The 18219-nt window shown below is 67.8% G+C and carries 19 protein-coding genes and 1 tRNA gene; 11 read left to right on the top strand and 9 right to left on the bottom strand.

Going from position 1 to position 18219, the window contains the following annotated elements; genetic code table 11:
* Positions 1-39 precede the first annotated feature (39 nt).
* Positions 40-612 carry a GNAT family N-acetyltransferase gene (locus JW364_RS08330; RefSeq protein WP_159370415.1) on the top strand — a complete coding sequence of 191 codons (573 nt, stop codon included), beginning with the start codon at positions 40-42 and terminating at the stop codon, positions 610-612.
* Between the two features lie 34 nt (positions 613-646).
* Here JW364_RS08330 and JW364_RS08335 read toward each other — a convergent pair whose 3' ends face one another.
* The 3 genes from JW364_RS08335 to JW364_RS08345 all read right to left on the bottom strand — a co-directional run bounded on the left by JW364_RS08335 (position 647) and on the right by JW364_RS08345 (position 3820).
* On the bottom strand, positions 647-2230 hold the full coding sequence (locus JW364_RS08335) for a cation:proton antiporter family protein (RefSeq protein ID WP_205333097.1): 1584 nt from the start codon (positions 2228-2230) through the stop codon (positions 647-649).
* Between the two features lie 181 nt (positions 2231-2411).
* Positions 2412-3113 carry a TetR/AcrR family transcriptional regulator gene (locus tag JW364_RS08340; protein WP_068971913.1) on the bottom strand — a complete coding sequence of 234 codons (702 nt, stop codon included), beginning with the start codon at positions 3111-3113 and terminating at the stop codon, positions 2412-2414.
* A 56-nt stretch (positions 3114-3169) separates the two neighbouring features.
* Positions 3170-3820 carry a vitamin K epoxide reductase family protein gene (locus JW364_RS08345; RefSeq protein WP_078112131.1) on the bottom strand — a complete coding sequence of 217 codons (651 nt, stop codon included), beginning with the start codon at positions 3818-3820 and terminating at the stop codon, positions 3170-3172.
* 100 nt (positions 3821-3920) lie between these two features.
* Between JW364_RS08345 and JW364_RS08350 the strand changes: the two genes are divergently transcribed.
* From JW364_RS08350 to JW364_RS08365, 4 genes are all read left to right on the top strand, one after another.
* Positions 3921-4628, top strand: coding sequence for an ABC transporter permease (locus tag JW364_RS08350; protein WP_240198836.1), 708 nt, complete (start codon positions 3921-3923; stop codon positions 4626-4628).
* Positions 4625-5959: an ATP-binding cassette domain-containing protein gene (locus JW364_RS08355; RefSeq protein ID WP_205333096.1), complete on the top strand. Its 1335-nt coding sequence runs from the start codon at positions 4625-4627 to the stop codon at positions 5957-5959. Before JW364_RS08350 ends, JW364_RS08355 begins: the two co-directional genes overlap by 4 nt.
* Positions 5956-6774 (top strand): ABC transporter permease, encoded by an 819-nt coding sequence (locus tag JW364_RS08360; protein WP_205333095.1) that lies wholly within the window; start codon positions 5956-5958, stop codon positions 6772-6774. The genes JW364_RS08355 and JW364_RS08360 overlap by 4 nt, the downstream gene beginning before the upstream one ends.
* A 110-nt stretch (positions 6775-6884) precedes the next feature.
* Positions 6885-7820: a glycine betaine ABC transporter substrate-binding protein gene (locus tag JW364_RS08365; RefSeq protein ID WP_078112134.1), complete on the top strand. Its 936-nt coding sequence runs from the start codon at positions 6885-6887 to the stop codon at positions 7818-7820.
* Between the two features lie 14 nt (positions 7821-7834).
* Here the strand turns inward: JW364_RS08365 and JW364_RS08370 are convergent, their stop codons facing one another.
* The 3 genes from JW364_RS08370 to JW364_RS08380 form a co-directional block, all read right to left on the bottom strand.
* Positions 7835-8344 carry a pyridoxamine 5'-phosphate oxidase family protein gene (locus JW364_RS08370; RefSeq protein ID WP_205333094.1) on the bottom strand — a complete coding sequence of 170 codons (510 nt, stop codon included), beginning with the start codon at positions 8342-8344 and terminating at the stop codon, positions 7835-7837.
* A 75-nt stretch (positions 8345-8419) separates the two neighbouring features.
* Positions 8420-8614, bottom strand: a complete 195-nt coding sequence (locus JW364_RS08375) for a hypothetical protein (protein ID WP_058250829.1) — start codon at positions 8612-8614, stop codon at positions 8420-8422.
* A 1-nt stretch (position 8615) separates the two neighbouring features.
* Positions 8616-9758, bottom strand: coding sequence for an LLM class flavin-dependent oxidoreductase (locus JW364_RS08380; protein WP_205333093.1), 1143 nt, complete (start codon positions 9756-9758; stop codon positions 8616-8618).
* 187 nt (positions 9759-9945) lie between these two features.
* Here JW364_RS08380 and JW364_RS08385 point away from each other — a divergent pair, with 187 nt between their 5' ends.
* Together JW364_RS08385 and JW364_RS08390 are read left to right on the top strand one after the other, a co-directional pair.
* The gene (locus JW364_RS08385) at positions 9946-11118 is read left to right on the top strand and encodes an LLM class flavin-dependent oxidoreductase (protein WP_205333092.1); all 1173 of its coding nucleotides are present in this window, start codon (positions 9946-9948) and stop codon (positions 11116-11118) included.
* On the top strand, positions 11115-12455 hold the full coding sequence (locus JW364_RS08390; RefSeq protein WP_205333091.1) for an NtaA/DmoA family FMN-dependent monooxygenase: 1341 nt from the start codon (positions 11115-11117) through the stop codon (positions 12453-12455). Before JW364_RS08385 ends, JW364_RS08390 begins: the two co-directional genes overlap by 4 nt.
* A 68-nt stretch (positions 12456-12523) precedes the next feature.
* On the opposite strand, the gene JW364_RS08395 is transcribed toward JW364_RS08390, so the two are convergent.
* Positions 12524-12595, bottom strand: a tRNA-Gln gene (locus tag JW364_RS08395).
* A 119-nt stretch (positions 12596-12714) separates the two neighbouring features.
* Positions 12715-13470: a 3-oxoacyl-ACP reductase FabG gene (gene fabG / locus JW364_RS08400; protein WP_058250845.1), complete on the bottom strand. Its 756-nt coding sequence runs from the start codon at positions 13468-13470 to the stop codon at positions 12715-12717.
* A gap of 316 nt (positions 13471-13786) precedes the next feature.
* On the opposite strand from fabG, the gene glmU reads away from it, so the two are divergent.
* The 3 genes from glmU to arsC all read left to right on the top strand — a co-directional run bounded on the left by glmU (position 13787) and on the right by arsC (position 16817).
* The gene (gene glmU / locus JW364_RS08405) at positions 13787-15247 is read left to right on the top strand and encodes a bifunctional UDP-N-acetylglucosamine diphosphorylase/glucosamine-1-phosphate N-acetyltransferase GlmU (protein ID WP_065630938.1); all 1461 of its coding nucleotides are present in this window, start codon (positions 13787-13789) and stop codon (positions 15245-15247) included.
* Between the two features lie 57 nt (positions 15248-15304).
* Positions 15305-16282 (top strand): ribose-phosphate diphosphokinase, encoded by a 978-nt coding sequence (locus JW364_RS08410; protein WP_004022643.1) that lies wholly within the window; start codon positions 15305-15307, stop codon positions 16280-16282.
* Between the two features lie 193 nt (positions 16283-16475).
* Complete coding sequence (arsC, locus tag JW364_RS08415; protein ID WP_065630911.1) at positions 16476-16817, top strand: arsenate reductase (glutaredoxin); 342 nt, start codon at positions 16476-16478, stop codon at positions 16815-16817.
* Between the two features lie 24 nt (positions 16818-16841).
* Here arsC and JW364_RS08420 read toward each other — a convergent pair whose 3' ends face one another.
* Positions 16842-17288, bottom strand: a complete 447-nt coding sequence (locus tag JW364_RS08420) for a limonene-1,2-epoxide hydrolase family protein (protein WP_065630910.1) — start codon at positions 17286-17288, stop codon at positions 16842-16844.
* 240 nt (positions 17289-17528) lie between these two features.
* Here JW364_RS08420 and JW364_RS08425 point away from each other — a divergent pair, with 240 nt between their 5' ends.
* A complete protein-coding gene (locus tag JW364_RS08425) occupies positions 17529-18176 on the top strand; it encodes a 50S ribosomal protein L25/general stress protein Ctc (protein ID WP_065630909.1) in 648 nt (215 codons plus the stop codon).
* The last annotated feature ends 43 nt before the right edge of the window (positions 18177-18219 follow it).

Here is an 18219-nt window from a genome sequence, read left to right on the forward strand (position 1 = left end):
AGTTCTCGCCGTCGGCGCCCCTGCCCTACCCTCATCGGCATGAGCGACCGCACCTCCGGCGCGACCTCGCCCCCGATCCGCGTGTCAGACGCGACGATCGACGATTGCGAGGCCGTCGCGGACATCTACGCGCACTACGTGCAGCACACCGTCGCGACCTTCGACTACCTGGTTCCGTCGGTCTCGCAGTGGCATGCCAAGCACGCCGCGATCACCGCTGCGGGCCGGCCGTTCGTGGTGGCCCGCGCGGTCGACGACGGGGTCGAGCACGTCGTCGGATACGCCTACCTGGGGACGTTCCGGACGATGCCCGCGTACGACCTGTCGACCGAGGACTCGATCTACGTGCGGCCCGGTCACGGGGGACGCGGGATCGGCACCGCGTTGATGTCCGCGCTGCTCGCCCGCGCCGACCCGGACAACGTCCGCCAGATCGTCGCGGTCATCGCCGCGACCGGAGGTGAGGGCTCGATCGCACTGCACCGGCGGTTCGGATTCGACGAGGTGGGTCGCCTGCGCGCCATCGGTCACAAGGCCGAGCAGTGGATCGACTGCGTCTACATGCAGAAGGACCTCTGGAGCGGCGACGACGCTTCCGGCGCGGGCAGCTGACCGGCCTGGCCACCGGGTCGGGGTGAACCGTCGCTCAGCGTTCCAGACCTGCGGCCTCGGCGGCCGCGTCGGCCAGTCCGACGCCGGTGCCCTCGTAGATGTGGAACGCCACGTCGGCCCCTCGCTGGAGTAACTCGTCGCGTTCGTCGTCGTACTGCGCGACGACGGCGATGGTCCCGGTGACGCCGAGCTCCTCGATCCGTTCGAGAGCCACGAGATTCGAGCCGTGGAAGGGCATGGCCAGGACGAGCAGTTCGAGCTCGCCGACGCCGACGGCCCGGTCCCAGAAGTCGGTCTCGGTGGCGTCGGCGTCGAGTACCCGGACACCCTGCTCGGCCAGTTCGCTCGCCTTGAGCGGGTCGTTCTCCACGCCGATCACGGGTAGGCCGTATTCGTCGACCAGCCGGTCGTAGACCGAGTGGCCGACGCGACCCATCCCGAGGACGAGAACGCGCGCCGGTGCCAGGACGATCGGCGCGTCGTCGGGGTGCGCCCGGGCGGCGGCCGTGGTCGGGACGAACGCCGACAGCCGGGTCACCAGGCCCGTGCCGCGTCGATTGACGAGGGTGGAGAACACGAAGCTTCCCGCCACCGCGACCGATGTCACCACCAGCCAGTCCTCGCCGATGATGCCTGCCCCCACACCGGTCGCGATCACGATGAGCCCGAACTCCGAGAAGTTGGCCAAGGCGAGTCCGGTGAGGATCGACGTCCGGCGACGCAGGCCGAACAGCGAGAGGACCAGCGTGTACACCGCTCCCTCGAGCGGTAGCAGGATGAGCAGGAGCAGGCCGAGCAGCACGGTCTCAGTCGTCGGCGTGACGTGCAGGCCGATCGACACGAAGAAACCGACCAGCAGCAGCTCACGCAAACCGAACAACGTCCGCGACAGCTCCCCCGCACGCGGGTGCGAAGCGAGCAGGACGCCGATGATCATCGCGCCGAAATCGCCCTTGACACCGACGGATTCGAAGAGCCAGTAACCGGGTACGAGCGCCATGACGATCCCGAACAACGTCTGCAACTCGCCGTGGCCGAGGGTGTTCCACAACCGGCGGACGATCCACGCGCCGGGGATCAACAACACCAGGGCCAGCGCCCAGGGGCTCGGCGGCTCGCCCTGCATGGCGGTCAGATAGACGACGGCGACGATGTCCTGCAGCACGAGGACGCCGATGGCGATGCGGCCGTAGAGGGAATGCGACTCCGACCGCTCGTCGAGTACCTGGACGACGAACACCGTGCTCGAGAAGGACAGCGCAAATCCCAACAGCGCCACCGTCTCCCAGCCCTCGCCGGCGAGCAACCGGACGCCGATGGCACCCAGGACGCCGAGGAAACCCATCGTGAGACCGAGGATGACGAGCAGGTTCACCGCCGTGGTGATGACGACCTCACGCCGGAGCAGCATCCGCACGTCGAGCTTGAGCCCGATCGTGAACAGCAGGATCGTGACGCCCAGTTCGGCCATCGTGTCGATGATCGGCAGTTCGTCGATTCCCGGTGCGTGCAAGATGAACCCGGCGGCGAGGTAGCCGACGAGGGTGGGCAGGCGGGCCACACGCGCGAGGAATCCACATCCGAAGATGACGACCAGGTAGATGCCGACGGTCTCCACGCGCTACGCCTCAGCGGGATGCGATGGCCGGCCGGCCGGCGCCGTGCGGGGTCGACATCGGTTGATCCTTCCGGCCGGGGCACGCAGAGTGAATCAACAATAGACGCGGTTGGGGCACACTGCCGTGCACCTCGGGTCGGGTGGCGGCACCGCGGTGGGCCGGTGCGTGAGCGGCCCCCGGTCAGGCGTCGTCGACGGTGGTCCGCTTGCGCGATTCGACGTAGTCGGGCCCGACGAGTTCGGGATCGGGTTCGAGTCGGGTGAGCCCGTTCCAGCACAGGTTGACCAGGTGCGCCGCCACGACCTCCTTCGACGGTTCGCGGACGTCGAGCCACCACTGCGCCGTCACCGACACCATCCCGACGAGCGCCTGGGCGTAGAGCGGTGCGAGGGCGGGATCGAAGCCGCGTCGTTCGAAGTCCCCGGCCAGGATGTGCTCGACCTGACTGATCGCGTCGTTCAGGAGACTCGAGTAGGTCGCCGTCTCGTCCGTGCTCGCGGTGCTGTCGCCGCGGACCAGGATGCGGAAGCCGTCGGTGCGCTCCTCCATGTACGTCAGCAGCGCGAGTGCGACCTGCTGGATGCGATAGAGCGAGCGGTTCTTCGACAGCGACGAGGTCACCATCTCCAGCAGGGTTTCCATCTCACGGTCGACGACCACCGCGTACAGACCTTCTTTGCCGCCGAAGTGCTCGTAGACGATAGGTTTCGAGACTCCGGCGCGCTGCGCGATCTCTTCGATCGACGTGCCCTCGAAACCCCGTTCGGCGAACAGTCCGCGCGCCACCTCGATGAGCTGCAATCGCCGTTGCGCGCCGGTCATCCGCGCCCGCGGCGCGCGCTGCACCTCCGCCGAACCCTCCGATGGACGCCCGATAGCCATGGGCCCAGCGTAGTGGTGCATCTCGGGAGATTCCGAGCGGTCGCGCGAGGTCGGGTTCAGTACAGGCTGGACCAGTACGACCAGAATCGCACCGCGATCAGCACGATCACGAGGCCGACCGCCGCGACGAGGATGGGGGCGTGATTGCGGGCCAGGGCGAGCGCGACACGGGACCGCGAGGTGAGACCGCTCGCGTGCGCGTTGCGCACGCTGACCAGGACGAAGATCGGCAGTGTGACCGCCCAGACGACCATGCAGTAGGGACACAGCGCCCCGATCGAGTAGAGGCTCGAATAGATCAGCCACCCGATGAAGACCATCGCCGCGGTGACCCCGACCTGTAGCCCCGCCCAGTACCAGCCGGCGAGGCGCGCCCCGGCCAGCAAGGCCATCCCGGTGGTGATCGCGACCGCGAAACCGGCGATCCCGAGCAGCGGATTGGGGAACCCGAAGAGCGCCGCCTGCGGCTGCGCCATCACCGAACCACAGCTCAGCACCGGATTGAAGTTGCAGGACGGCACGTAGTCGGGGTCGGCCGCTAGTTCGAATCGTTCCACGGTCAGCACGAACGCCGCGACGAAGCCGATGGCCCCGCCGACACTCAGCACCCAGGCGACGATGCGCGTCCAGGAACGCACGGCCTCGGCCAGGTGGGCCCGATCGTCGTCGGGTCCGACCTCCGAGCTGGTCAGCGCAGTCTCACTCACCCATCCAGGATGGCACCGAGTCGAGCGGAGATCGACCCACGCCGCGTGAAAGTCACACTGGATCGGTCCAAATGTCGGCAGTCTCGTTCAACTCTGCGTAATGTCGACGCAGACACCGGGGGTGGGACATCGGGGATGGGACACCGGGGATGGGACACCGACAGTGCAATTGTGGGATTACCTCAGCGAGAACGCCCGATCACTCACTTTTCTGACCTATCAACACGCGTCTCTGTCATTTCAGACAGTGCTCGTGGGTACGGCCGTGGCGATCCTCATCGCCGCCGTGGTCTATCGCCTCCCGCTCGCCAGCGCGCTGACGCTGACGTCGAGCCGTGTGGCGCTGACCATTCCGTCGCTTGCCCTCCTGGCCCTGTTGATCGTGCCGTTCGGACTCGGTGTGACGCCGTCGTTTCTGATGCTGGCCTTCTTCGCCACGCTGCCGGTGATCGGCAACGCGGTCGTCGGTCTACGGTCCGTGCCGCCGGCCGTGGTCGAATCCGCCCGCGGCATCGGGCTTTCGAGATGGCGCATCCTGCTCACCGTCGAGTTGCCGATCGCCTGGCCGGTGATCCTGACCGGCATCCGCGTGTCGACCCAGATGATCGTCGGTGTCGCCGCGATCGTCGCCTACGTCCTCGGCCCCGGCCTGGGATCGCTGATCTTCAACGGGCTTTCCCGCCTCGGTGGTGCCAATGCACTCGAAATGGCGCTCGCCGGAACGATCCTGATCGTCATCATCGCCCTCGTCTTCGACGCTCTCCTGGTTCTGCTCGGCCGACTCACCATCTCCAAGGGACTCTCATGACCGACTCCGCCACCTCGTCCGCGCCGAACGGCAACAACCGCAACGTCACCGGCGAGTCCATCCGGCTCGACGGCGTGGCCAAACGTTACCGAGGAGCCACCACGCCGGCCGTCGCCCGTCTCGACCTGGAGATCGACGCCGGCGACATCGTCGCCTTCGTCGGCCCGTCCGGATGTGGCAAGACGACGACGCTGAAGATGATCAACCGCCTCATCGAACCCACCGAGGGTCGCATCTACATCGGCGGACGCGATGTCACCGCCGAGAACCCGGACAAGCTGAGGCAGTCCATCGGTTACGTCATCCAGTCCGGCGGCCTCTTCCCGCACTGGTCGGTGAGCAAGAACATCGGCGCCATCCCGCGAATCCTGAACTGGGACAAGAAACGTATCGCCGAGCGCACCGAGTACCTGCTCGACCTCGTCGGACTCGACGCCGCGACCTTCGCCGACCGGCTCCCCAAGGACATGTCCGGCGGCCAGCAGCAGCGGGTCGGCGTCGCACGCGCCCTCGCCGCCGATCCCCCGGTGCTGCTGATGGACGAGCCGTTCGGCGCCGTCGATCCGATCACCCGAGCACGCCTGCAGGACAAGCTGATCGCGATCCAGCACGAGCTGGCCAAGACCATCGTCATCGTCACCCACGACTTCGAGGAGGCGACCAAACTCGGCGACAAGGTGTTGATCCTCTCCGAGGGCGGGCACATCGAACAGTTCGCGCCGCCGGAGGAGATCCTGGCCAATCCGGCGAGCCCGTTCGTCGAGGAGTTCGTGGGATCGGGTGCGACTCTCGCCCACCTGACCCTCACCCGCGTCCGCGATGTCGACTTCAAAGAGGTGATCACCGCCCGGGTCGGAGAACCGTCCGGTGCCGTGGTGACCCGCGCGAAGGCGGCCGGCGAGGACTGGGTCGCCGTCGTCGACCAACACGGCCGCCCACGCGCATGGCCGTCGGTCGAGGAGATCCGCGCCAAGCCGGAGGTCTCCGACTACCTCGACCATCGCCTCCCGGTCGTCGCCAAGTCCTCGACGCTGAACGACGCCCTCGACTCGATGCTCGCGACGAGCCAGGGCGGCGTGCTCGTCACCGACGGACGCGGCGCGGTCGTCGGTGCGCTGAACATCGCCTCGGTGATGGAGGCGATCCGCGGCCAACTCGCGACGGTGCGGGAAGACGACGACCACGGCGGCTATCTCGACCACGCCGAGGGTTCGGCTCCCGTCGAGACCCCGGTCGTCGCGGCCGACGACGAGCCCGGCCCGGAACCGGCCGCAGGCGCCGGTTCCGCGACAGCGCCGGTGGGCACACCCGAGACGAGCGCCGAGCGGTGACGGGTTTCATCGCCGAAGAGGCGAGGATCACCGAGACCGCGAAACCGCCTGCCCCGGAGACGGTCCCGAGCGGCTTTCGACGACGGCTCTCCCGCATCCCCATCGACGTGTGGTTCGAACCGCTCGTGATCGTGGTCGTCGGCGTGGGTTTCGCCATCTGGTACGCGAACACCACGTTCACCACCACCGAGAGCGCGTCGATGTCGTGGGCCGCGCTGCGCGCCACCATCCTCGATCACATCCAACTGACTCTCGTCGCCACCATCATCGTCGTCGTGATCGCGATCCCACTGGGTATCGCGCTCACCCGACCGTCGCTCCGGTGGCTCAACCCGATCGCGGTCAACATCGCCAACATCGGGCAGGCGGCGCCGGCGATCGGTCTGCTGGTGCTGTTCACCTTCTGGCTCGGCACCGGTTTCAACACCGCCGTCGTCGGCCTGGTCGTCTACGCGGTGCTCCCGATCCTGCAGAACACCATCGTCGGATTGCGTCAGGTCGATCAACGGACCGTCGAGGCATCCCGGGGCATCGGCCTGTCCGCCGTCCGCACCCTCGTCCAGGTCGAACTCCCGCTCGCCGTACCCGTCATCCTCAACGGGGTGCGGACCGCACTGGTGATCCTGGTCGGCACCGCCACCCTCAGCACGTTCATCGGCGCGAACAGCCTAGGCACACTCATCACCACCGGCATCACGCTGTTCCTGCCCAAGCTGCTGGTCTCGGGCGCGATCCTGGTCGCCCTGCTCGCCATGACGATCGACTGGCTCGGGCGCCTCGTCGAACTCGTCGCGACACCACGGGGGATCGCATGATGACACGGTCGCAGTCGGCCCGCTCGCTGCGCTCCCGGCGCCGCTCACATTCGGCCCGCACGCTGCGCTCCCGGGCACTCGCAATCCTGGCCGCGTCGGCGGCCCTCGTGATGACGCTGTCGGCGTGTGGTCTGGTGAGTTCGTCCGGAACCTTCCGTCCCGCTTCCCTTCCCGGCGGTGAACGCCCGCTGGAGGGTACGTCGGTCGCCGTGACGTCGAAGAACTTCACCGAACAGGTCCTGCTCGGCAAGATCACCGCGACGTATCTGGCGGCGGCCGGGGCCGACGTCGACGACCTCACCAACGCGCCGGGTTCGATGTCCTCGCGGCAAGCGGTTCTCAACGGTGACGCCGACATCGTGTGGGAGTACACAGGCACCGCCTGGCAGACCTATCTCGGTGAGACGGAGACCATCGCGGATCCGCAGCAGCTGTACGAGCGCGTCCGTGACGCCGAACGCGCCAACGGTGTCGAGTGGCTCCCGCCTTCGTCGTTCAACAACACCTACGCATTCGCCGCCTCGGCGCCGACGGCCGAGCGGTTGAACGTCACCAAGATGTCCGACATCGCGAAGCTGCCAGAATCCGAGCGGACGTTCTGCATCAACGATGAGTTCCTCTCGCGCGCGGACGGTTTCATCCCCATGCTGGAGGCATACGACATCCCGCTCGACGCCCCCGGCGGCGTGCCCAAGAGCAACGTGACGACCATGGACTCCGGCGTCGTCTACACCTCGACCGCACGGAGCGAACCCTGCAACTTCGGCATGGTCTACTCCACCGACGGCAGGATCAAGAACCTCGACCTCGTCGTCCTGGAAGACGACAAGAAGTTCTTCCTGCCCTACAGCGGCTGCCTCGTGGTGAGCACCGGCGTCAACGACGCGAACCCGGAAATCGCCGAACTCATGGCTCCCGTGTCGGCGAAACTCACCGACGAGCTCATGCAGGAACTCAACGGACTCATCGACATCGACGGCGCCGACCCCTCCGACGTCGCCTACGACTGGCTCGTGAAAGAAGGCTTCATCGTCCCGGTCGACTGACCGTCGACTCACAGTCAATGAGACTGGTTCGGTGCGTAGACCGTCATCCAATGCGGGTGCAGGCGAAAGTAGATGACCTCGACGTCCCAGTCGAACGCATCGTCGCCGTAGATCGTCTTGAAGTGGGCCACCAACTCGGGCCAGTCATCGGCGCGGTCGCCGTCGAGCGGGTTGAGGATCTCGACCGTCCCGTGGGTGAACACCCCGAGCTCCTCGCCCTGGATGTGAGCCGCGCTGGCGGCCGGACGGGCGGCGAGGTGCCGAGCCTTCGCAGCCATGCGCGCCGTGCCGAAGATCCACTTCCCGTGGAGGAAATGCCCGTCGACGGCGCTGATTCTCGGCTCGCCCGCCGCGGTCACGGTCGAGAGCGCGAGAACACGCATGCCCGTCAGGATCTCGACCAATTGCGGTGCGCCGACCGTGTTCTCGCTGCTGATGATGGACCGCAGATGATCAGTCGATCGGGACAGGGACGCGTCGAGAAGGGTCTGCAGTTCGTGTAGTTCATCCGGGGTCTCGTACATGGTGGGCGTCCTCGTGGCTGCTCGTCGGCGACGACCGTCGTCACCGGAGAACCTCATGGTGCCACCGGGACCCGGTTATGAGACCTTTCCGCGGCCGACCGTTCTTGCTGACTCCAGCGGGAGACCCAGGTGCGGTGCCTCCGGATGCAGCGCCGCACACACGGCGAGTAAATCCACGTCGACGCGACGCCGGATGCCGGTGAACAGCACCCTCAACGACGACCGCACACCGGCGCGTCGTCCGAAACCCTCTGCCGCGTAGCCGGTCATCTCACTTCCCTCGCAATCCCCATGCGGCCGCCAGCAACTCATGCGACGCCAGCCGGTGGTCGAAGTCGTGGGTGACGCTGGTGACGAGCAGTTCGTCGGCGCCGGTCACCCGCACGAGGGTGCGCAGCCCGTCCACCACGGTGTCGGGGTCGCCGACGAACTGGGTGCGCACGCGATCGTCGACCAGTGGGAGCGCGTCATCGTCGAGCGGCCGTGCCGTGTCAGGGTCCGGGTACGGTTGCGCGCCGGCTCCGCTGCGGATGCCGTACACCCAGTGTCCGTAGGTGGATGCACGGTGCCGTGCGGTCGATTCATCCTCGGCGACAACGACATCCGCGGAGACGACCACATACGGCTCGGCCAGGACCGGCGACGGCCGGAACGCACTTCGGTAGGCCTCTACGGCCTCCAGGACCGTGCTCGGGCTGACGTGATAATTCGCGACGAACGGTAACCCGCGCGCACCTGCGGTCTGGGCGCTCTGCCCCTTGCTGCTCCCGAAGATCCAGACCGCCACGTCGGCGCCCTGCCCCGGCACCGCGGTCAGTTCGACGTCGCGGTGACTGAACCCGCCCGTCAGGAGCGCCAGGACATCACCGACGGCATCGTCGAAGTCCGGCGGCGACGCACCGTCGAACTGCGAGGCCTCGAACGCGGCGACGACCCGCGGCGCGTTGAGGATCGACTCGACGGGGAACGGCGACGGTATGAGCAGGCCGTCGACGACCTCGTCGGGCTGTCGGGGTGCGGGCTCGCGGGGTGCGGATCTCCGGTCGGCGGTCGCCAACTCGGTGCGACGCTGCGCGGAACGACCGAGACCCAGGTCCAGTCGGCCAGGGTGGAGCGCGTCGATGGTCCCGAAGGCCTCCACGATCGACACCGGGGTGTGCAGGCCGCTCTGGACCGCCGCAGATCCCACGCGGATGGACTCGGTCGCGCCGGCGATGAGTCCGATGAGCGTGGTCGTCGACGAGCTGGCCACTGCCACGAAGTGATGCTCGGCGAGCCAGAAGCGGTGATATCCGAGACGTTCGGCGTGCCGGGCCAAGGCAACGCTGCGACGCACCGCCGTCGCCGCGTCACTCCCCTCGGTGACCGGCGCGAGGTCGAGCACCGACAGCGGTATAGGTTCATGTCCCGTCATACCGCTCCCCGACCGTCTCGAGTCCTGTGCCGAACACACCTCATCCTGATCACCGAAGCGGCATCGGCGGGACATCGGAAGGGTTAGGCCCACGCCGATCCGATGACCGGGCCCTGGAATCCCGTGTCATTCCGCCACTGTTCGAGACGGAGACACACATCGACGACACGACTCGAGGGGAGACTCGATGACCGAACACGTACGCGTCGCCGTGGCGCTGAACGGTTGCGGGTCGCATCCGGGTGCGTGGCGTGCGCCCGGGGCCCGGGCAAACGCGCTCACGACAGCCGCGCACTGGCAGCAACTGGTCGGCGAGGCCGAAGCCGGGCTCCTGGACTTCGTCACCCTCGCGGATACCTTCGCCCTGCATCGCGGGCATCCCCGCACCGACCGGGCGACGGGAGGACTCGATTCGGTACTACTCGCCTCCCGTCTCGCTCCCACGACCCGTTCGATCGGGCTGATCCCGACGGCGACCGCCACCCACACCGAGCCGTTCCACGTCTCCAAGGCGATCGCGACCCTCGACTATGTGAGTCGGGGTCGCGCCGGGGTCCTGCTGCGTACGACCGCGGACCCGGACGAGGCCGCGCTGTTCGGCCGACGACGATTTCCCGACGATCCGGCGGTGCTCGCCGATCTCGCGTCCGAGGCCCTCGACTTCGCGACCGTGCTCGGTCTGCTCTGGGATTCGTGGGAGGACGACGCCGAGATCCGCGACGTCGCAACCGGTCGCTTCGTCGACCGGGACAAGCTGCACTACATCGACTTCGCCGGGGATCAGTTCTCGGTGCGCGGCCCCGCCATCACGCCGCGCCCGCCGCAGGGCCGGCCGGTCATCGCCGCGACCGGCGCCCATCCCACCGATCTGCGGCTGATCGGTCGGGGCGCCGACCTCGGGTTCATCAGCCCGCGCGACGTCGACGACGCCGTACGCGCGGTGGACGCCGTGGGCACCGCACACTCCGACGCCGGTCGCGAGATCACCGATCCAGCACTCCTGTTCGTCGACCTGTTCGTCGTGCTCGCCGCATCGGAGGCGGAGGCCGACGACCGTCGGGCGCAGCTCGACGACTGGACAGGTGGCCCGTTCACGCCCGACAGCGCGGTCTTCACCGGCACACCGGTCGGGCTCGCGGACGAGATCGAGCGCTGGGCCGCGGTGGCAGGAATCAGCGGAATACGACTACACCCGGCCGCCTTGCCCGAGGACCTGCGCGCGATCACCCGAGAGCTCGTACCGGAACTCCGGCGCCGCAACCTGTTCCGCGATGAGTACAGCCATTCGACGCTGCGTGGGCACCTCGGCCTGGCGCGCCCGTCCAATCATTTCGCCACTGGAAAGGCCGGTGTCGCATGACCAAACAGGTCCATCTCGCCGCCCACTTCCCCGGGGTCAACAACACCACGGTGTGGAGCGACCCGGCGTCGGGCAGCCAGATCGAGTTCGACTCGTTCGTCCACCTCGCGCAGACCGCCGAGCGCGGGAAGTTCGACTTCTTCTTCCTCGCCGAAGGACTGCGGCTCCGCGAGCAGAACGGGCTGATCTACGACCTCGACGTGGTCGGTCGACCGGACACCTTCACCGTGCTGTCCGCGTTGGCGGCGGTCACCACCCACCTCGGCCTGACCGGCACCATCAATTCGACCTTCAACGAACCCGTCGACGTCGCAAGGCAATTCGCCACCCTCGATCATCTGTCCGCCGGACGCGCGGCCTGGAATGTGGTGACCTCGTGGGACGAGTTCACCGGCGAGAACTTCCGTCGTGGCGGCTATCTGCCCGAGGACCAGCGATACGCACGCGCGAAGGAATTCCTCACCGCCGCAGCGACTCTCTGGGACTCATGGCGCGACGATGACGTCGTCGCCGATGCCGAGAACGGCCGGTTCCTGGCACGCCTCGAGGCGGGTGAATTCGACTTCACCAGTTCACAGTTCGACATCCGCGGGCACTTCCCGACCCCTCGTCCGCCACAGGGGCGACCGGTCATCTTCCAGGCCGGGGACTCCGACGAGGGCCGGGAGTTCGCGGCCGCGACCGCCGACGCCATCTTCTCCCGGCACGCCACCTACGACGCCGGCCAGGCGTTCTACACCGACGTCAAACGGCGACTCGCCACGTACGACCGACGCCCCGAACAGCTCCTGGTACTGCCCGCCGCCACCTTCGTCGTCGGCGACACCGACGCGCAGGCAGCCGAACTCGCCCACGAGGTGCGCCTGCAACAGGTCAGCGGGCAGACGGCGATCAAGTTCCTGGAACAGCTGTGGAACCGGGATCTGTCCGATCACGACCCCGACGGTCCGCTGCCACAGGTGGATCCGATCCCGGGCGAGAACACGGTCGCGAAGGGACGCGCGAGCGTGCGCATGCACCGTGACCCGGTCGCCGTGGCGCGCGAATGGCGCGACCTGGCCGAGGCGAAGAACCTGACGACGCGTGAACTCATCATCGAGGTCACCGGCCGCCAGTCGTTCGTCGGCTCGCCGCAGACGATCGCGCACACGATCAACGATTTCGTGCAGGCCGACGTTGCCGACGGTTTCATCCTGGTGCCCCACATCGTGCCCGGCGGGCTCGACCGGTTCGTCGACGAGGTGGTGCCGGTGCTGCAGGAGCTGGGCGTATATCGCTCCGACTACGAGGGATCGACGCTGCGGGACAATCTGGGACTGGCGCGCCCGGGGGGTTGAGCCTCGCCGGGGACCCGCTGCTCGTCGTGAGCCTCTCCGGAGGCCGCGGCTGCGCCGCGACTCATGAGCTCCGCCACCAGGACTCGAACCTAGAATGCCTGAACCAAAATCAGGAGTGTTGCCGATTACACCATGGCGGATCACTGCGCTGACGATTGTGCCACAGCCTGCGGGCACTCACGCCAGGTGACCACTCGCTGTCAACTCGACTCACAGACTTCGATCGAGATCTGGGAGTCGAGTCGACGTCTGGGAGTGATCAGTCCTTGGGGCCGCCGGCCACGTAGACGACCTGCCCCGACACGAAGCCGGCACCCTCGCTGATGAAGAACGACGCGGTGTGGGCGATGTCCTCGGGCACGCCGACGCGGTTGACCGGGATCTGGCCGGCGGCGGCGCGCTTGAAGTCCTCGAAGGGCACGCCGACGCGTTCGGCGGTGGCGGCGGTCATCTCGGTCTCGATGAACCCGGGCGCGATGGCGTTCGCGGTCACGCCGAACCGGCCGAGCTCGATCGCCAGGGTCTTGGTGAAGCCCTGCATGCCGGCCTTGGCCGCCGAATAGTTGACCTGTCCCCGGTTGCCGAGTGCCGAGGTGCTCGACAGGTTCACGATGCGTCCCCACTCCGCCTCGACCATGTACTTCTGGGCGGCCTTGGTGACGTTGAACGCGCCGCGCAGGTGCACGGCCATGACGGCATCCCAGTCATCGACGGTCATCTTGAACAGCAGGTTGTCGCGGGTGATGCCCGCGTTGTTCACGACGACCGTCGGCTTTCCCAGTTCGGCGACGACCTTGTCCACCGCGGCGTTCACCGAGGCCTCGTCGGCGACGTCGGCACCCACCGCGATCGCCTTGCCACCCGCGTCGGTGATCGCCTTGACGGTGTCGGCACAGGCGTCGGCGTCGAGGTCCAGGACGGCCACCGCGAGCCCGTCGTCGGCCAGGCGCTTGGCCACGGCCGCACCGATCCCCCGTGCGGCCCCGGTGACGATCGCCGTCTTCTGCGTGCTCATTCACTACCTCCGTGTGGTCGTTTCGCGAGCCGGACAACTCCGGCGCGCATGGTTGGTTCCCCCGCACCCACCCTGTTCCGTCAGCGACAACGGCAATGATCTACCGATTGATCGCTCGGCGTTGCGGTCCCTATGTGTTCTATCAGGCCCGGTCGCGAGGTTTCGCCACAAACAGCGCGCTGCATTTCTGCCATCGGGTACCGATGCGTAGGATCGCACCCGACGTGCGACCGCGAACCCGGTCAGCGACCCCCGCCGGCGCCGTCGGACAGACATGATCGTGGCAGTCACCGATCAGGAAGAGGGTGGGCATTCGATGACGGGAACGTCGCCGTCCGTGGCCGTGATCGTCCTGGCCGCGGGTGCCGGTACCCGTATGAAGTCCAAGACCCCGAAGATCCTGCACACCATCGGCGGCCGCTCGCTCGTCGGCCACGCGCTCCACGGGACCGCGGGCATCGACCCCGAGCATCTCATCGCCGTCGTCAGCCACGAACGCGAACGGGTCTCGGCTGCCATCGGCGAGATCGGGGCAGGCCTCGGCGTCGTGATCGGGATCGCCGAACAGGACGCGCCTCGCGGGACCGGTGATGCCGCCCGGGTGGGCCTCGGCGGACTCCCCGACGACTTCGACGGCACCGTCGTCGTCACCGCTGCCGACGTCCCCCTCCTCGACGCCGACACCCTCCGCGCGCTCATCGACACCCATCTCGCCGACGGCGGGGCCGCGGTCACGCTGACGAGCTTCGTCGCCGACGACCCGACCGGATACGGACGCATCATCCGCGACGGGGACGCCGTCACCGCGATCGTCGAACACAAGGACGCCTCCCCGGAGCAGCGCGCGATCACCGAGGTCAACGCCGGCGTGTACGCCTTCGACGCCGCTGCGCTGCGCGACGGGTTGTCGAAGCTGTCGACGGACAACGTGCAGGGCGAGTACTACCTCACCGACATCGTCGAGATCGCCCGCGGCGAGGGGCGGGCCGTCCGCGGACACACCGTCGCCGATCCGGTGCTCGTGGCCGGCTGCAACGACCGTGCCCAACTCGCCGCCCTGGGCGCCGAACTCAACCGCCGCATCATCCGTCGTCATCAGCTCGACGGGGTGACCGTCGTCGACCCCGCCACCACCTGGATCGACACCGACGTCACCATCGAGCCCGACGCGCACATCGCGCCCGGCACACAGCTGCACGGGCGCACGCACATCGCCGCCGACGCCGTGATCGGACCCGACACCACTCTCACCGACGTCACCGTCGGACGCGGCGCGCAGGTCATCCGCACGCACGGCAGTGACGCGGTCATCGGCGCCGAGGCCACCGTCGGACCCTTCGCCTACCTGCGACCGGGCACGGCCCTCGGAGACGCGGGCAAGATCGGCACCTTCGTCGAGACCAAGAACGCGACCATCGGTGCCGGGTCCAAGATCCCGCACCTCACCTACGTCGGCGACGCCACCATCGGCGAGCACTCCAACATCGGCGCGTCGAGCGTCTTCGTCAACTACGACGGGGTTGCCAAGCACCGCACCGTGATCGGCGACCACTGCCGCACCGGCTCGGACAACATGTTCGTCGCGCCGGTCAGCGTCGGCGACGGGGCATACACCGGCGCCGGAACCGTGGTGCGGCAAGATGTACCGCCGGGAGCCCTCGCGGTCTCGGCGGGCGAACAACGCGTCATCGAGGACTGGGTCGTGCGCAAGCGGCCCGACACCGCGGCGGCGCGCGCGGCCCTCGAGGCACGCGACAACGACTCCGGGACGGCCTGACACCCCGACCCGCGCTCGACCCTGCAGATCCGAAACGACACGAACAGAAGAGTTTTCATGACCTGGACCACTGACAACCAGAAGAACCTGATGCTGTTCTCTGGTCGTGCCCATCCCGAACTCGCCGAAGCAGTCGCCGATGAACTGGGCATCAAGGTCACCCCGCAGACCGCCCGCGACTTCGCCAACGGCGAACTGTTCGTTCGTTTCGAGGACTCGGTCCGCGGTTCGGACGCCTTCGTCCTGCAGAGCTGCCCGTACCCGCTGAACCAGTGGGTCATGGAGGCGCTCATCATGATCGACGCCCTCAAGCGCGGCTCGGCGAAGCGCATCAGCGTGATCCTGCCGTTCTACCCCTACGCCCGCCAGGACAAGAAGCACCGTGGGCGTGAGCCGATCTCCGCCCGCCTCATCGCCGATCTGCTCAAGACCGCGGGCGCCGACCGGATCATCACCGTCGACCTGCACACCGACCAGATCCAGGGCTTCTTCGACGGCCCGGTCGATCACATGCACGCTCAGGGACAGCTCGCCGAGTACATCCGGGGCAAGTACGGCACCGACAACATCGCCGTCGTCTCCCCCGACTCCGGTCGCGTGCGCGTCGCCGAGAAGTGGGCCGACACCCTCGGTGGCGCGCCGCTGGCGTTCATCCACAAGACGCGTGACCCGCTCGTGCCCAACCAGGTCAAGTCCAATCGCGTGGTGGGCGAGGTCGAGGGACGCACCTGCATCCTCATCGACGACATGATCGACACCGGCGGCACCATCGCCGGCGCCGTGCGGGTCCTCAAGGACGCCGGCGCAGGCGACGTCATCATCGCCACCACCCACGGCGTGTTCTCCGATCCCGCGGCCGAGCGTCTCGCGTCCTGCGGCGCCAAGGAGGTCATCGCCACCGACACCCTGCCGATCCCGGCCGAGAAGCGCTTCGAGAACCTCACCGTCCTCTCGATCGCACCGCTGCTCGCCCAGACGATCCGCGAGGTCTTCGAGAACGGTTCCGTCACAAGCCTGTTCGACGGCATCGCCTGACCCCCCCGCTCCCTGAGGTGCGAGCGAAGCGAGCCTCGAAGGGCTCCGTAGCACGAGTTGCCAGCCCTTCGAGGCTCGTCGCTTGCGCTCCTCACACCTCAGGGAGCAGAGGGATTGGCGCTCCTCAGGGAGCAAGCTGCGGCTCCCCGCACCTCAGCCAACAAGCGGCGCCCCACCGAGTACCGTGTCACCCGTGGACGCGACGATCTATCACAACCCCAAGTGCTCGACCTCGCGGAAGGCGTTGCAGGCCCTGCGCGACGCCGGGATCGAGCCGACAGTCGTGAAGTATCTCGACGAGCCGTACAGCCGCGAACAACTCGTCGAACTGTTCGCCGACGCCGGGATCACACCTGCGCAGGCCGTCCGCAAACGCGAGGCCCTCTACAAGGAGCTCGATCTCGCATCGGCCACCGACGAGCAGATCCTCGACGCCATGGTCGAGCACCCGATCCTCGTCGAACGTCCGATCGTGGTGACCGACAAGGGCACTCGCATCCCCCGGCCCATCGAGAAGCTCGACGAGATCCTCTGACTCCGGGGCGCGGCAGCGCCCAGGTCAGGCCGACACGGCCGGCGCGGGCAGCGGCCGCTGCACCGACGGCACGGCCAGTGCCGCGACGCCCCGCGCGAGCGCCTTGGTCATGTCGAAGTAGTCGAAGTAGTCGCGCCACACCGTGATCCGGCCCTCCCGTACCTCGAACCGGCCGCAGACCCAGAACTGGAGATGCAGCCGCCCGAACCGGAGTTCGTCGACGCGCTCGGTCAGCACCACGCCGGTGTCGTCGGCGGACACGTTGATCATCCGGTAGTTGAAGCCCACCGACTCCTTGCGCGCCACCCCGCCCAGGACACCGGCCACCTTCCGCTTCCCGCGGATCGTCGGCAGCGAGACGTTCGTGTAGGCGATGTCGTCGTCGATGGTCTCCAGCGCGGCGGGCACGTCGCCCCGCGCGAACTCGTCCAGCAGGGTCGTCACGATCTCGATCGGCGTCTGTGAGGTCATGGCAGACCAGTATCCCCCAGCGCGGCGAACCGAGCGGGCGATGTGACATCCCGGCAGGTCATCGACTACTCTGATCGCCGTTGTCTCGGCGAGGGTGACCCAGTCACCGTGATCGGCGCGGCCATCGCAGGTCTTCCTCACGCCCTCCGGGCGAATGGAACGCCCGCGGTCGGAACTCGTGCCCGGTGTTGCTCGTCGCGACGCCGACAGAACGTACCCACCGATCGCGAGGAGACCGTCATGGCCACCCAGACCAGCAAGCTGTCCGTCAGCACCCGTACCGAGAAGGGCAAGGGCGCAGCCCGCCGCGCGCGTCGCGAGGGCAAGGTCCCCGCCGTGCTGTACGGCCACGGCACCGACCCCCAGCACCTGCACCTCCCGGCCCGTGAGTTCGCCGCCATCCTGCGTAACAGCGGCCTCAACGCCGTCATCGACCTCGACATCGAGGGCTCCAGCCAGCTCGCGCTCACCAAGCAGGTCGACGTCCACCCGATCCGCAACTACATCGAGCACGCCGATCTGCTGATCGTCCGTCGTGGCGAGAAGGTCACCGTCGAGATCGCGATCATCGTCGAGGGCGACGCCGCCCCGGGCACCCTCGTCGTCCAGGACGCCAGCGTCGTCGAGGTCGAGGCCGACGCCCTGTCGATCCCCGAGCAGATCGTCGTCAGCGTGGAGGGCGCCGAGATCGGCCTGTCCGTGCACGCCTCTGATCTGGACCTGCCCGAGGGTGTGACCCTCACCGCCGATCCCGAGACCCTCATCGTGTCGGTCACCGAGGCGCAGCTCGCCGCCACCGAGTCCGACGCCGACGGCTCGGCAGACGCCGCAGCCGAGGGCGACGCCGAGGGCGAGGCGACCGAGGAAGCCGCTGCGGAGTCGGAGTAATCCGACCACCGACTGCCCGGTTCGGGTGGTGAAACTGCGTAAG

It is taken from the genome of Gordonia sp. BP-119, assembly GCF_016924115.1.
GTDB lineage: Bacteria > Actinomycetota > Actinomycetes > Mycobacteriales > Mycobacteriaceae > Gordonia > Gordonia hongkongensis.